We start from the raw sequence: 12,944 nt of genomic DNA on the forward strand, positions 1-12,944 counted from the left end.
TCAGAAAGCGTAGCAGCAGATGAGCAACGTATTGTGTAAAGATTCCAAATAACTCCAATATTGTATTGTTATCGCTTAATTTACGGTTTTAGTTGCCAGTATAAATGTTTCAAGAATGTGATGGAGATACAATTTAGGGGTACTCAGAATCCCCTCCGAGTGGTTCATGCGTCTATGATTTATTCGGATCTTCGTAACGTTTTTTCGCATCCATCGCTTCTTCTGCGGTCGGATGCTCGCTGATGAGCGAATCAGGTTTCGGATGGTCAGCCCGTAGCTGATACCACGTCACCGTCTGGCCCGGCGTGCCTTTTTCAATGGTGACGATATAAGCTTCCCGCGGATAAGGTGGTCTGGTTGGCATAGCGTTTCCTTTATTCTGGGTGAGCGTTAAGTATAGACATCTCCCTGTAACCGTTGCGTCGACGGCGGCAGCGCCGCAATAATTTCAGAAACGACCTGGGCCGGCGCTTTCGTCGCGTCAATAATGTAATGCGCCGTTTCGCGATACAACGCGTCACGCTGCTCAAGCACTTCCCGAACCTCTTCGCTCAACGGCTTGCCGGTGAGGGTCGGGCGCAGATCCGCTTCAGGTTCAGCCTCAAGCCGGTTAACCAGCGTGGATACCGGCGCGCACAGATAAATCACTACGCCAACACGGTGCATATAACGTCGGTTATACTCCGTGAGAATAATACCGCCTCCCGTCGCCACGACAGTCGAAGGCGCGCTTACCGCCTCCAGGGCCGCGGTTTCCCGGGCGCGGAACCCTCCCCAGCCTTCTTTTTCAACGATATCAGCGACGCTCATCTGCACGTGCGATTGCAGCCAGCGGTCGGTATCTGCAAACCGAAAACCGGTTGCCTGCGCCAGCGCCATACCGATGGTGGTTTTCCCACAGCCCCGCGGGCCAACAAGATAAAGAGGTTGCATCATAGCAGGCGCTCCCCCAGGAACTGCGCATACGCAGGATTTGATATCAGCAATGTTATAATCATATCATCTAACTAGTACAACGCATAAATGTAAATAATAATTTACACAAAGGTACTAAAGTCACAATATTAGTACTATAGCAAGAATCAGAAATGAATAAACTGTAAATTTTTCATTACATGATTTATTTTTTACGCTGGCTTTCCAGCCACCACTTATCCAGCTCGGCGGCAAAATGCTGACGATCGCGCGGCGAGAGAGTGTTTGGCCCCCCCGTTTGTACGCCGCTGGCGCGTAGCGTGTCCATAAAGTCACGCATCGTCAGACGTTCACGAATCGTGGCGTCGCTATAGCGTTCTCCCCGGGGATTAAGAGCCGCAGCGCCTTTTTCCAGCACTTCAGCCGCCAGCGGAATATCCGCGGTAATCACCAGATCGCCCGCTTTGCATTGACGCACGATTTCATTGTCCGCCACGTCAAACCCGGCGGCCACGCGGAGCGTGCGGATAAAACGCGAAGGCGGCACGCGCAAGGCCTGATTGGCAACCAGAATAAGCGGCAACTGCATCCGCTCGGCGGCGCGGTACAAAATTTCTTTAATGACATTCGGACACGCATCCGCATCCACACAGATGGTCATAATGTCTCCCGTACGGTATACAATCTTTTATTGTCTCGCGCTTTTGTCTTTCATCAAAGTACTGTTTCTCCTTCTGCCCGTTTTCAATCCGCGTTAAGCTAACCATTCCCCATAACACACAAACATAGGGAGTGACGAGATGGAGAAGAAAATCGGTTTTATTGGCTGCGGTAATATGGGCAAGGCTATTCTTGGCGGACTGATTGCCAGCGGTCAGGTACTTCCCGGCCAGATCTGGGTCTACACCCCCTCCCCCGATAAAGTTGCCGCCCTGCATGACCAGTACGGCATTAATGCGGCGCAAAGCGCGCAGGAGGTCGCTCAGGTCGCGGATATCGTTTTCGGCGCGGTAAAACCGGGCATTATGGTGAAAGTGCTCAGTGAAATCTCCTCCAGCCTGAACAAAGACTCGCTGGTGGTCTCTATCGCCGCAGGCGTAACGCTTGATCAGCTTGCGCGCGCGCTGGGACACGACCGTAAAATCATTCGCGCTATGCCGAATACGCCGTCGCTGGTCAACGCAGGAATGACTTCCGTCACACCCAACGCGCTGGTCACACCGGAAGATACGGCTGATGTGCTGAATATTTTCCGCTGCTTTGGCGAGGCGGAGGTGATTGCTGAGCCGATGATCCATCCGGTGGTTGGCGTGAGCGGATCTTCGCCGGCCTATGTGTTTATGTTTATCGAGGCGATGGCGGACGCTGCCGTTCTGGGCGGTATGCCTCGCGCTCAGGCTCATAAATTCGCCGCGCAGGCCGTCATGGGGTCGGCGAAAATGGTACTCGAAACCGGAAAGCATCCCGGCGAACTGAAAGATATGGTGTGCTCGCCTGGCGGAACGACGATTGAAGCCGTACGCGTTCTGGAAGAACGTGGCTTCCGCGCTGCGGTAATAGAAGCGATGACGAAGTGTATGGAAAAATCAGAGGCGATCAGTAAATCCTGAAGCCCGGCTGGACGTCATGCCGCCACTTCGGTGCGGTTACGTCCGGCATTCTTTGCTTTGTAAAGCGCCATATCCGCAGTCTTTAACCATTCCCGATAATGACCGATTTGTGGCGTTAACGGCGCCACGCCCACGCTGATACGTAACATGACCTGCGGCGCGCCCGGCAAGCGTAAGGTATTTAGCCGTTCATGCACTCGCGACATGGCGGTAATCGCGCTGTCTGCCGGCGTTCCGCACATAATCACCGCAAATTCGTCGCCGCCAAAGCGCCCGATAATATCACTCCCGCGTAGCGTTATCTGTAATTGACGCGTCAGGGCGATAATAGCCTCATCCCCAACATCATGTCCCCAGGTGTCGTTAATGCTCTTAAAATGATCGATGTCGATAATCAACAATGTCGCCTCCCGATGGTGGCGTCGGCTGTGATCGAATTCATTACGTAATAAAATTTCCCAGTGGCGTCGGTTATAGACGCCGGTCATGCCATCCCGCGAGCTCATCGCCTGCAAGCGTCGCTTATGTTCCGCTAATTTAATGGCCGTTTGGTAACTTACCCAGGCGAACAGCAGCGGATACAACATAATGACGGGCAAAGAGAGCGTGACTTCCAGCGACGAGCTTCGCATCGCGACAGGTAGCCCGGTAAGCTGCAACGTCACCAGACATGACGCCAGCAAAAGGCCCATTCCGACAGTGAATAGCCGCCGCCCGCCAGCGCCCATCAGATTCATGCTCATCATCATAAACAGCGCGGCGGCAGGCAACATATTGACGCCCATCAACGCGATCCACATGCCGGAGAGGATCGCATCCACTTTCAGGTTGTAAATTTCCTGGCGTAGCGGATCAAGGGCTTTCGCCGCCCACTGCCACGCCAGATGCGGCCAGACAAAAGACCAGCCGACCAGCAATAGCCACCAGCCGCCAAAGACAGGTTGCGACACTAACACGGCGGCCACCGGTAAAAACATCCCCCCTAACCCCACCGCACGCGGTAGCCTGATGCGCCGGGCGGAGCGCAACCCGGAGCGCTGACGATCATCAGGAGGGTCAGGCGGCGCTACCGCCTGTTCAACCGCTTTTCGGTAAAATTTTCATCATTCATTATTTTTGGGAACATTTAGAAACAATTTTCCCAAATTATAGAAACAGAGCGCATGGAGGAAGTATGAAATTTCGGGTGAGTGTTTTTCAGGGCTCACCCGATAGCACTACGCCGCTTTTTTCAGGCAGGCGCTCATAAACTTGCTACGGTCATCGCCTTTCAGGGATTGTTCCGTCGCCTGAACATTGCATTCACGCATTTTCTGCTGTTGCGGCGTCAGGCTTTTCTCGCCAGGGCCTGACTGGCTGTTTTTTAGACAGTCGCTAAGGTAAGTTTTACGTGCATCGCCTTTCAACGCTTGCGCTGTCGCCTGCTGATTACAGGTCGTCATGCGCTGCTGTTGCGGTGTTAACGGTTTTTCGGTTGCGCCGACGGCGGTTAAAAAGACCAGGCCAAAAAGTAAAGTCACCAGTAATGTTATTTTCATAGCACCATCCTTTTGTCAGTGTACGCATTACACGTTGTCCCTTTGGGAAATATCCCAGGGACTTTATATAAGTCTGGCTGTTACTGGCAAAAATACCACCCGGCAGTAAAAGTATTACTTACCGTTAGCAATATATGTTTTATTGATTGACAAACCGTAGGCTAATGTGCAACTCGATTATCCACAGTCACGCAGGATGCAGAAGAACAACGCATAACGTTACACTGTTATTACCATAGCCGCTTCGTTTTTATTTTCTTCTGGTTAATACAGAGCAAAATAAAAACGAAGCGGCCAGGGCTATTTTATAAAAGTAACGTTATAACAACTGTGTTGTTTTAAATACGATTAGTGCCGGGGGTGTCTCAGCAACTTTTTTACATATTGGCGCAGCAATTCCGTATCGTGATCAGGAACGCTGGCATCCGGCTTTACGCCTTCAAGTGCCCCCTCTACCTGACGTATCAACATCTCCTGCTCGTTTTGCGCCATGTTACGTAACATTGCTGTGACGATAATCTCTAACGCTTCTACCTGAGCAACCAGTTCTTTCGACTCTTCTTCTTTTTGGGCTAGCTTAAGCAACAACTCTGCTATGAGATTTTTCATGGCCATATTTCCTTATTAGTTCCAGGGTGACGTTATCACTATGAAGAACCACTGCCTAGAGGCTGAAAGTACTATTTTTATGATACAGGAAGAGCTTTACACAAATAATTATCACTGTCGACGCAGCGAAACGTTTCTCAGGCCGTAAACGAGACGATAATAAACCATCAAAAAACAATAATCACGCTATATCATAATTTAAGGTTATGCCATCTATAGAAAAACTTCACGGATAAAGAATATATCTTTTAATTTAAACCATATCGTAACGGCAGAAGTGCCGTTACGATGCACCGCTATTGGCCTTTCGCTTTTTGCGCGTTACGCCGACGACGTAACGCCAGGGTCAGTTGCCCGATATTGATCAACACGATCGCCGCCGTAGCGATAAAAACCCAGCGGAAACCGGCCATCGCCGATACCGTCGCGCCCATCAACGGCCCAACCACGTTGCCCAGGTACATAAATGACTGGTTGTAGCCAAAAATACGTCCGGTAATTTGATCGCTGGAGTATTTCACCAATAACGTTTGTACGGCGGGTAACATCGCGCCATCGGCAAAGCCTAACAAGAAACGTAACAGCCCCAGCTGGAACGGCGTGGTGACCCAGAACATCGCGAAGAAAAGCAGCACTGCGCAGATAAGCGTGGCCATCAGAATTCTTTCCGTGCCGATTCTGTCGCCAAGTTTTCCCAGGCGAGGCGCGGAGATAAGCGCAGAGATACCGGGCACCGAGGCGATTACCCCGCTAAGAAAGGCGATGTTATTACTGTCCGGCATCATTGATTTGATAAACAGCGCCAGGATTGGACTGATGGAACCATTACAGAGTTGAATGACCATCGTGGTAAAAAACAAACTGATCACCAGCGCAGGATAAGGTAACGACGCAAAAACGGCTTTACCGCTCAGGCGTTCGCTTTTCCTGATGACCGGACGCACGCCTTCTTTAATTAAAAATAGCGTGACCAGAAAGCTCACCACCAACAGCATGGCAGTAATCAGAAATACCGCCCGCAGCCCGATATGATCCGCGACAAAGCCGCCCATTAACGGCCCGCCGATAACGCCGCTGATCTGCGCGGTAGAAAGTGTACTGAGCGCCCAGCCGCTACGTTCGCGCGGTACCTGAGAGGCTACCAGCGCCATAGCATTGGGGATATAACCTGACGTTAACCCCATGATTCCGCGCAGCAGGAAAAGTTGCCAGACATGGGTCGCGAATGCCTGCAGTAGAATAGCTATCGCCATCCCGAGCGACGCGCGCAATAGCATCAGTTTACGCCCTTTGCGATCGGCGAGACTGCCCCACATCGGCGACACAATGGCGGAAATAAGAAACGTGATGCTAAACGTTAACCCGGACCACATTGATAACGCTTAATGGGAAGAGACGCCAAGCTGGGAAATATAAAGGGGTAAGAATGGCAGGATTTGGCTGATTGCCAGCCCGGTAAAAAAACATCCAAACCAAACGGAAATTAGATTAACTTTCCAGGATTCCATAAGACTCGTAACGGTAAGTAGCTGAAAATACGCGTTAGCTTAGCAAGTTCTCTTTTTCCTGGTGGTTCCAGAGGTGCGATACGTCACACTTTGCTATTTTGTCTCCCCGTTCATCATTTTTGTGAAACATGTCACATTATATAGCCGCGCAAGGCAGACGTTTATGCTTTAACGACACACGCCGTAGCCCCGCATTCCAAGATGAAAATGGTTAGCATGAGCAGCGTTATAGTCAGGCCCGAGCCCATTGCCATAATAATGGCAACTGGCGTTTAACATAGCGCGTAACCAGGGCCCCGTCTCCTGACGCCCCCAGCCGCGCAGAACAGTGATTTTTCGGCCATCTGATAGCTGAAACCCGCTGATATCCAGCGCTTCTGCGCTGGCATGTTCACTGCGACGCGCATCCGGGCGGTGATAAATATTACGGCAGGCATAGCTACCCAGATGTTCGATGCGGGTCAGGCGGCGCTTCATCCACGTTTCTGTTAAAGGTTTTGCCTGCTGTTCGACAAACAGCGCGGAGCGCAGCGCCAACGGGCAGGAGGCTAAAAAACTGCTGCTCAGTTCGACCTGGCCAAAATCTCTGACGCGCACAACATGGGACAAGGGACATTCACCAGCGCTATCCGCAACAGGTTGTGATGAAATTAATCCCTGTTGATTGGCCGCCGTCAACAGCTCCCGGCACTGCGACGGCATCAGGCGCTGTAGTTTGAAGGTAGTGATCCAGCCTGGCGGATCGGCAAGTTGTAGCGGAGCAAAAGGATTATAATAAGAGGGAAGATAACGATATCCCAGCCCGCCAATACCGCCCAACAGCACAATAATCAGAAAACCCTTACCTCTCACGCGGCCTCCGTTCTCACATCCCATAAACATTATGGCAGAACCCCGCGAAACCCGCGTTTTGTCGTGGTAATGTATACGCTTTGCATTCGATGGAATGGGTTTTTAAGATGGCGAAATTGCGGGTAGGAATAGTATTTGGCGGTAAGTCGGCGGAACATGAAGTGTCTTTGCAATCAGCGAAAAATATCGTTGATGCGATCGATAAAACCCGCTTCGATGTGGTGCTGTTAGGGATAGATAAGGCGGGACAATGGCATGTTAACGATGCGGAAAATTATTTGCAGAATGCAGACGATCCGGCACATATCGCGCTACGTCCTTCGGCAATCAGTCTGGCCCAGGTGCCTGGCAAACATCAACACCAATTGATTAACGCCCAGAACGGGCAGCCGCTACCGACGGTAGATGTTATTTTTCCTATCGTCCACGGTACGCTGGGCGAAGACGGCTCATTGCAGGGGATGCTGCGCGTCGCAAACTTACCGTTTGTCGGTTCAGACGTGCTGAGCTCCGCAGCCTGCATGGATAAAGACATCGCCAAACGACTGCTACGCGATGCAGGACTGAATATCGCCCCGTTTATTACACTCACCCGAACGAATCGTCACGCGTTTAGTTTTGCCGAGGTTGAATCCCGTCTGGGACTGCCGCTGTTCGTTAAGCCCGCCAATCAGGGCTCTTCGGTCGGCGTTAGTAAAGTCGCTAACGAAGCGCAATATCAGCAGGCGGTCGCGCTGGCTTTCGAATTCGATCATAAAGTGGTGGTGGAGCAAGGGATCAAAGGGCGCGAGATCGAATGCGCCGTATTAGGTAACGATAACCCACAGGCCAGTACCTGCGGCGAAATCGTACTGAACAGCGAATTTTACGCCTACGATACTAAGTATATTGATGATAATGGCGCACAAGTTGTCGTGCCTGCGCAGCTTCCTTCCGGGGTGAATGACAAGATCCGCGCGATCGCGATCCAGGCTTATCAGACGCTGGGATGCGCGGGTATGGCGCGTGTCGATGTCTTCTTAACGGCAGACAATGAGGTCGTGATTAACGAGATTAATACGCTGCCAGGTTTTACCAATATCAGTATGTATCCAAAACTCTGGCAGGCGAGCGGATTGGGCTATACCGATTTGATCAGCCGCCTGATTGAGCTGGCGCTGGAACGCCATACGGCGAATAACGCCTTAAAAACCACGATGTAATACCGCACGCCCGATAGCGCAACGTTTATCGGGCGTCTTTTACCTCATCATCTTCGCGCCGGCGAATAATGAACCCCGCCAGCCAGAAGCTAATAATCCACGTTACCAGCCCAACACCATAGGTTTGCCATCCTTTCGCCTCAAATCCCAGCAATCCTACGACGCCATTCAAAATAAAGATAAGGCCAATAGAGAAGGCATAGTAGTGCCAGTCACGACGAATTTTTACAGGCAAACGCATAACGACTCCGACGTATTAACAGCAACAAAAACGTATTTTTGCATACTTCTGGCGGGCGAGTCTGTGGGGGATACGGAATTTCTTAAATGTTAATTAATTTTGATAAAAGTGATCGTTTTGTGACAACTAACAAAAATTTACGCGATGGATACATTCCGTATGTGAAATTACCGTGATTCTGATATTGACAAACACAATGACCTGTCAGACTTCACAGTAAGCCGATGGCATAACGCCAGATCGTAGCCGATCATCCTGGAGGTCTTTATGGCTGATTTCACTCTCTCAAAATCGCTGTTCAGCGGGAAGCATCGAGAAACCTCCTCTACGCCCGGAAATATTGCTTACGCCATATTTGTACTGTTTTGCTTCTGGGCCGGAGCGCAACTCTTAAACCTGCTGGTTCATGCGCCGGGCATCTATGAGCATCTGATGCAGGTACAGGATACAGGTCGACCGCGGGTAGAGATTGGGCTGGGCGTCGGGACGATTTTTGGCCTGGTGCCCTTCCTCACGGGCTGCCTCATTTTCGCCGTTATCGCCGCGTTTTTACGCTGGCGTCACCGTCACCAATAAACCTTAGCGCGCTGGAGAAAATATCCCAGCGCGAAATTTATCGCCCCATACACCGCGCCCGCCGCTCATCAACTCGTTTAGCAAACCAGGCGGTCGTCAGCTTGCGCGTGATCTTCGGACTTTCCAGTTGAATACCGGGCAACATTTCCCGCGCAAGCGTCTTGCCCGTTTTGGCCTCGGCCAGTTTATAGACTTTCTTGTAGAGCGCCGTTTTTTCAAACGCCAGGCTATCGCCTTTCTCCAGTTGGCTGCGAATTTCACGCTCACTCATTCCCAACTGCCCTGCCAGTTTGCGTACCGCTAACTCTGTTTTGCCCGGTTCCTTGCTGTTATAACGAATCAGATCGCCATCCAGCGCCAGTTTTACCCCACTGGCTTTACTGACGGCATTCTGGAACGCAGCGTTACGGCTGGCGTACCATCCCGCGTTGAAGTCGGCGAAGCGGAAAACAGGCGCGCTGTAGTTCGCCGGGTAATTCAGCAAATGGTAAGTTCCAAACCACAACCCGCCACGGCGCGTAAAGACCTCCTGACGTACCGTACCCGCCATCTTCCACGGATAACCTTTCGCGTGCTGTTCGGCAAAGGCAATGCTGACCTGCACCGGGCCGCCCGTATGCACCGGGTTATATGAGCCAAATAGCGTCTGCCCCATAGGAACCATATTGATAAAATCATCAAAAATAGCGCTAAGCTGTTTTTCGGTTTTTACCGTGTCCAGGCGTTCGCTATAGCTCTTGCCGTTGGGGGAGTTAATTTTCAGCGCGGTGTGCACCAGAAACAGCGGAATGTGTAGTCGTTCAGCGCGGCGATCAATCTCCTGCCAGGCGATTTTACTTAGCCCCGGCACGACAGGAGCCGCCTGATAACCGGACTCCTGCTGGGCGACAGCCAGCACCGAACAGATATTTTCTACCGTCGGCGCCAGCCCCTGGCTCTTAAACGTTGTCGCGATATCTTTCGCCCAGGCCTCTCTGTCTTTGACACTGGCTGGCATTTTCTGACGTACTACGCTTGCCACGTCGACAGGCTTCTCGCCCTTGCTCACCGGCTGCCCGGATTGACTACTACAGCCAGCCAATATGGCAACCGCCAGAAAAGGCAGAGGATAAAGACGGGACGCCGCCGACATAACGTTTCCTTCTGTTAGCTAAAAGAGTGGGTCACTTCCTGAACTGGCTGACCATCCAACTGGCGTTCAAAGCTACGTAAACGTTTATAAATAGACATCAGCTCCACCAGCGTCGTCCAGGAGTTAATCAAATACTGGAACGAACCGCGCACCTGGCCAAACACGTTGGTGATTTGCGTCATCAGCCCCAGCGTAATCGTACCGGCAACAATGGAAGGAAACAGCAGGAACAAACCGAAAACGTTATCGACCTGCAAATAGAGAATGCGCGCGATGTTGAAATACATATAGTGAAAGTAGAGACGGAAGTAGTTATGGCGCACCGCGCTAAACAGTTCACGGACGGTGGGCGGCGTGGCGCGGCTGGCGTCATCTTCACCGTAGACCAGCTCCTTACGATAAGCGGCTTCCACTCGCTGATTTTTAAATTCCAGCCCTGGCAATTTGATCCCGACGACCGCCAGCAGGCCCGTCCCCATTAATGACCAGACTATGGCGGCAATGACCAGGCCGTAAGGGATATGTCCTACGATGGGTAAATTCGGCACATGCGCTGACAGGGTGACTAACACCGGCAGAAAGGCGATAAGCGTCATGATGGCATTGATAAAACTCACGCCCATGTTCTCCAGTGTAGAGGCAAAACGCATGGTGTCTTCCTGCACACGCTGGGCAGCCCCTTCGATATGGCGCAGGTACTGCCAGTGCGCCATATAGTGCTCATTCATTGCGGTACGCCAGCGAAATACATAGTGGCTGACAAAGAAGTTGTTCAGCACGCCGATCACCACGGCGATAAGCGCAATACCGAGAAACACCCCCACTTCATGATAAAATTGACCAAGAGTGACCTTGTGCGGCGAGCTGAGCGCCGTTTGAATCAAATCATAGAACGGCGCGTACCAGGCGTTAACCGCGACGCCAACCTCCACCAAAAACCAGGTGACAAAAATAATGAGCGAGGTGCCAAGTATCGACCAGTACTGCCAGCGGTGCGGGCTATAGATGAACCAGAACGTTGCAAATAATCCCACGCAAATCAGGTAATAAGCATAAAAAATCAGATAGTCCAGCGACCAAAAGCGCGCTGCGCTGATAGGCACTTCATCGGATGCCCCCACAAGTCGCGCCACCCAATCTCCTCCTCCCGCCTGCCAGAAAATGACGGCGATCAGCGCCCAAACAAACGCCGACATGAAAAACGGCCCTGGCTTTGGGAAAAAAGATTTAAACATCATGCTCTCCTGCTAACTTCTTATCTTTATTACGGCTGCTGTGACGGCGGCAATAGCACGCCATGCCCACGCAAATGAAAGGGCTAAACCAGGCATTGTGACCTACGTTGTGACGCTTAGTTCGCATTTCTGCTCAACAGAATTGTTTCGACGAGTTTCATACACAGCAGGCACGCTGACGCTATCAGGTTATCACAAGCGATCTATCACAAAAGTAAACATTCTCCATCACGAAAACCCGCCGTTACGTTTTTTCACCCACTTTTTTCTCTTTAACGTTTTGCAATGTGCCGCCGGGTAGTATAAATACGCATAACCACCGTTATTTCACTTATGGACATCACCGTTGAAACGTAGTCTGCTTTTTACTGCCATGCTGTTTGCGGCATCACTTACTTCTGTCCAGGCGGCTCAGCCGATTGCCGATCCGGTTTTTGCCTCTGATATCGTTGATCGTTATGCCGAGCATATCTTTTATGGTAGCGGTGCCACGGGCATGGCGCTGGTGGTGATCGACGGCAATCAACGCGTGTTTCGTAGTTTCGGTGACACCAGACCGGGCAATAATGTTCGTCCACAGCTTGATTCGGTCATTCGTATCGCTTCTCTCACCAAGCTCATGACCAGTGAAATGTTGGTAAAATTGCTCGATCAGGGAACGGTAAAATTAAACGATCCTCTCAGCAAATATGCGCCTCCCGGCGCGCATGTCCCGACGTATCAAGGCACGCCGATTACGTTGGTCAACTTAGCGACCCACACCAGCGCGCTTCCGCGAGAACAGCCCGGCGGCGCGGCGCATCGTCCGGTATTTGTCTGGCCAACCCGCGAACAACGCTGGAACTGGCTCTCCACAGCAACGTTAAAAGTCGCGCCCGGTTCACAGGCGGCCTATTCCAATCTGGCGTTCGACCTGTTAGCCGACGCGCTGGCGACCGCCTCCGGCAAACCTTATACGCAACTGTTTGAAGAAAAGATTACCCGCCCGCTGGGAATGAAAGACACCACGTTTACCCCTTCTCCCGATCAGTGTAAGCGTCTGATAGTGGCAGAAAAAGGCGCAAGCCCCTGTAATAATACGCTGGCTGCCATTGGCAGCGGTGGGGTCTATTCTACGCCAGGAGATATGATGCGCTGGATGCAACAGTATCTGTCGTCAGATTTCTATCACCGTAGCCAACAGGCCGATCGTATGCAAACGTTGATTTATCAGCGCACACAGTTAAAGAAAATCATCGGGATGGACGTACCGGGTAAAGCCGACGCGCTCGGTCTGGGTTGGGTCTATATGGCGCCAAAAGACGGACGTCCTGGCATTATCCAGAAAACAGGAGGAGGCGGCGGTTTTATTACCTATATGGCGATGATCCCGCAATATAATATTGGCGCTTTTGTGGTCGTAACCCGTTCCCCTCTCACGCGTTTTACCAATATGAGCGACGGGATTAACGATTTGGTTACTGAGCTAAGCGGCAATAAACCGATTGCTATTCCTGCATCCTGAGTCGTCGCGCCTCGCGCTATAT

At 51.5% G+C, this 12,944-nt stretch carries 13 protein-coding genes and 2 pseudogenes; 4 read left to right on the forward strand and 11 right to left on the reverse strand.

All coding sequences use genetic code 11. The features are described from left to right. Positions 1-172 precede the first annotated feature (172 nt). The 3 genes from yaiA to ACQ29O_RS16765 all read right to left on the reverse strand — a co-directional run bounded on the left by yaiA (position 173) and on the right by ACQ29O_RS16765 (position 1,576). A complete protein-coding gene (gene yaiA, locus ACQ29O_RS16755; protein WP_001143162.1) occupies positions 173-364 on the reverse strand; it encodes a protein YaiA in 192 nt (63 codons plus the stop codon). Between the two features lie 26 nt (positions 365-390). Next, positions 391-936 (reverse strand): shikimate kinase AroL, encoded by a 546-nt coding sequence (aroL, locus tag ACQ29O_RS16760; RefSeq protein ID WP_000983569.1) that lies wholly within the window; start codon positions 934-936, stop codon positions 391-393. A gap of 184 nt (positions 937-1,120) precedes the next feature. Next, on the reverse strand, positions 1,121-1,576 hold the full coding sequence (locus tag ACQ29O_RS16765; RefSeq protein ID WP_001746845.1) for a YaiI/YqxD family protein: 456 nt from the start codon (positions 1,574-1,576) through the stop codon (positions 1,121-1,123). A gap of 139 nt (positions 1,577-1,715) precedes the next feature. Between ACQ29O_RS16765 and proC the strand changes: the two genes are divergently transcribed. Further along, on the forward strand, positions 1,716-2,525 hold the full coding sequence (gene proC / locus ACQ29O_RS16770; RefSeq protein WP_000412189.1) for a pyrroline-5-carboxylate reductase: 810 nt from the start codon (positions 1,716-1,718) through the stop codon (positions 2,523-2,525). Between the two features lie 14 nt (positions 2,526-2,539). Here the strand turns inward: proC and adrA are convergent. The 5 genes and pseudogenes from adrA to ACQ29O_RS16795 all read right to left on the reverse strand — a co-directional run bounded on the left by adrA (position 2,540) and on the right by ACQ29O_RS16795 (position 7,062). Beyond that, a pseudogene (adrA, locus tag ACQ29O_RS16775) lies at positions 2,540-3,651 on the reverse strand (diguanylate cyclase AdrA). A 91-nt stretch (positions 3,652-3,742) separates the two neighbouring features. Next, positions 3,743-4,063: a phosphate starvation-inducible protein PsiF gene (gene psiF, locus ACQ29O_RS16780; RefSeq protein WP_000705166.1), complete on the reverse strand. Its 321-nt coding sequence runs from the start codon at positions 4,061-4,063 to the stop codon at positions 3,743-3,745. Between the two features lie 348 nt (positions 4,064-4,411). After that, positions 4,412-4,672 carry an anti-adapter protein IraP gene (gene iraP, locus ACQ29O_RS16785; RefSeq protein WP_001518423.1) on the reverse strand — a complete coding sequence of 87 codons (261 nt, stop codon included), beginning with the start codon at positions 4,670-4,672 and terminating at the stop codon, positions 4,412-4,414. A 296-nt stretch (positions 4,673-4,968) separates the two neighbouring features. Next, positions 4,969-6,180: pseudogene (locus ACQ29O_RS16790) on the reverse strand (multidrug efflux MFS transporter). A gap of 168 nt (positions 6,181-6,348) precedes the next feature. Further along, complete coding sequence (locus tag ACQ29O_RS16795; RefSeq protein ID WP_000480784.1) at positions 6,349-7,062, reverse strand: extensin family protein; 714 nt, start codon at positions 7,060-7,062, stop codon at positions 6,349-6,351. Between the two features lie 77 nt (positions 7,063-7,139). Between ACQ29O_RS16795 and ddlA the strand changes: the two genes are divergently transcribed. Continuing rightward, positions 7,140-8,234 (forward strand): D-alanine--D-alanine ligase, encoded by a 1,095-nt coding sequence (gene ddlA, locus ACQ29O_RS16800; protein WP_001096584.1) that lies wholly within the window; start codon positions 7,140-7,142, stop codon positions 8,232-8,234. A gap of 25 nt (positions 8,235-8,259) precedes the next feature. Here ddlA and ACQ29O_RS16805 read toward each other — a convergent pair whose 3' ends face one another. Further along, positions 8,260-8,475: a DUF2754 family protein gene (locus ACQ29O_RS16805; protein ID WP_001239240.1), complete on the reverse strand. Its 216-nt coding sequence runs from the start codon at positions 8,473-8,475 to the stop codon at positions 8,260-8,262. A 267-nt stretch (positions 8,476-8,742) separates the two neighbouring features. On the opposite strand from ACQ29O_RS16805, the gene ACQ29O_RS16810 reads away from it, so the two are divergent. Continuing rightward, complete coding sequence (locus ACQ29O_RS16810) at positions 8,743-9,051, forward strand: YaiY family protein (protein ID WP_000763139.1); 309 nt, start codon at positions 8,743-8,745, stop codon at positions 9,049-9,051. 37 nt (positions 9,052-9,088) lie between these two features. Here ACQ29O_RS16810 and yaiW read toward each other — a convergent pair whose 3' ends face one another. Further along, the gene (yaiW, locus tag ACQ29O_RS16815) at positions 9,089-10,183 is read right to left on the reverse strand and encodes a surface-exposed outer membrane lipoprotein YaiW (RefSeq protein ID WP_253336134.1); all 1,095 of its coding nucleotides are present in this window, start codon (positions 10,181-10,183) and stop codon (positions 9,089-9,091) included. A 14-nt stretch (positions 10,184-10,197) separates the two neighbouring features. Then, positions 10,198-11,418: a peptide antibiotic transporter SbmA gene (sbmA, locus tag ACQ29O_RS16820; protein ID WP_000477024.1), complete on the reverse strand. Its 1,221-nt coding sequence runs from the start codon at positions 11,416-11,418 to the stop codon at positions 10,198-10,200. A 346-nt stretch (positions 11,419-11,764) separates the two neighbouring features. On the opposite strand from sbmA, the gene ampH reads away from it, so the two are divergent. Then, a complete protein-coding gene (gene ampH / locus ACQ29O_RS16825; RefSeq protein WP_000830773.1) occupies positions 11,765-12,922 on the forward strand; it encodes a D-alanyl-D-alanine-carboxypeptidase/endopeptidase AmpH in 1,158 nt (385 codons plus the stop codon). Positions 12,923-12,944 lie beyond the last annotated feature (22 nt).

The sequence above is a fragment of the Salmonella sp. GDC200615 genome (genome assembly GCF_050574145.1).
Lineage (GTDB): Bacteria > Pseudomonadota > Gammaproteobacteria > Enterobacterales > Enterobacteriaceae > Salmonella > Salmonella enterica.

What these genes read in the sequence shown, in the direction of transcription:
- yaiA (WP_001143162.1), bottom strand. Translation starts at nt 364, where the DNA reads ATGCCAACCAGACCACCTTATCCGCGGGAAGCTTATATCGTCACCATT.
- aroL (WP_000983569.1), bottom strand. Translation starts at nt 936, where the DNA reads ATGATGCAACCTCTTTATCTTGTTGGCCCGCGGGGCTGTGGGAAAACC.
- ACQ29O_RS16765 (WP_001746845.1), bottom strand. Translation starts at nt 1,576, where the DNA reads ATGACCATCTGTGTGGATGCGGATGCGTGTCCGAATGTCATTAAAGAA.
- proC (WP_000412189.1), top strand. Translation starts at nt 1,716, where the DNA reads ATGGAGAAGAAAATCGGTTTTATTGGCTGCGGTAATATGGGCAAGGCT.
- psiF (WP_000705166.1), bottom strand. Translation starts at nt 4,063, where the DNA reads ATGAAAATAACATTACTGGTGACTTTACTTTTTGGCCTGGTCTTTTTA.
- iraP (WP_001518423.1), bottom strand. Translation starts at nt 4,672, where the DNA reads ATGAAAAATCTCATAGCAGAGTTGTTGCTTAAGCTAGCCCAAAAAGAA.
- ACQ29O_RS16795 (WP_000480784.1), bottom strand. Translation starts at nt 7,062, where the DNA reads ATGTTTATGGGATGTGAGAACGGAGGCCGCGTGAGAGGTAAGGGTTTT.
- ddlA (WP_001096584.1), top strand. Translation starts at nt 7,140, where the DNA reads ATGGCGAAATTGCGGGTAGGAATAGTATTTGGCGGTAAGTCGGCGGAA.
- ACQ29O_RS16805 (WP_001239240.1), bottom strand. Translation starts at nt 8,475, where the DNA reads ATGCGTTTGCCTGTAAAAATTCGTCGTGACTGGCACTACTATGCCTTC.
- ACQ29O_RS16810 (WP_000763139.1), top strand. Translation starts at nt 8,743, where the DNA reads ATGGCTGATTTCACTCTCTCAAAATCGCTGTTCAGCGGGAAGCATCGA.
- yaiW (WP_253336134.1), bottom strand. Translation starts at nt 10,183, where the DNA reads ATGTCGGCGGCGTCCCGTCTTTATCCTCTGCCTTTTCTGGCGGTTGCC.
- sbmA (WP_000477024.1), bottom strand. Translation starts at nt 11,418, where the DNA reads ATGTTTAAATCTTTTTTCCCAAAGCCAGGGCCGTTTTTCATGTCGGCG.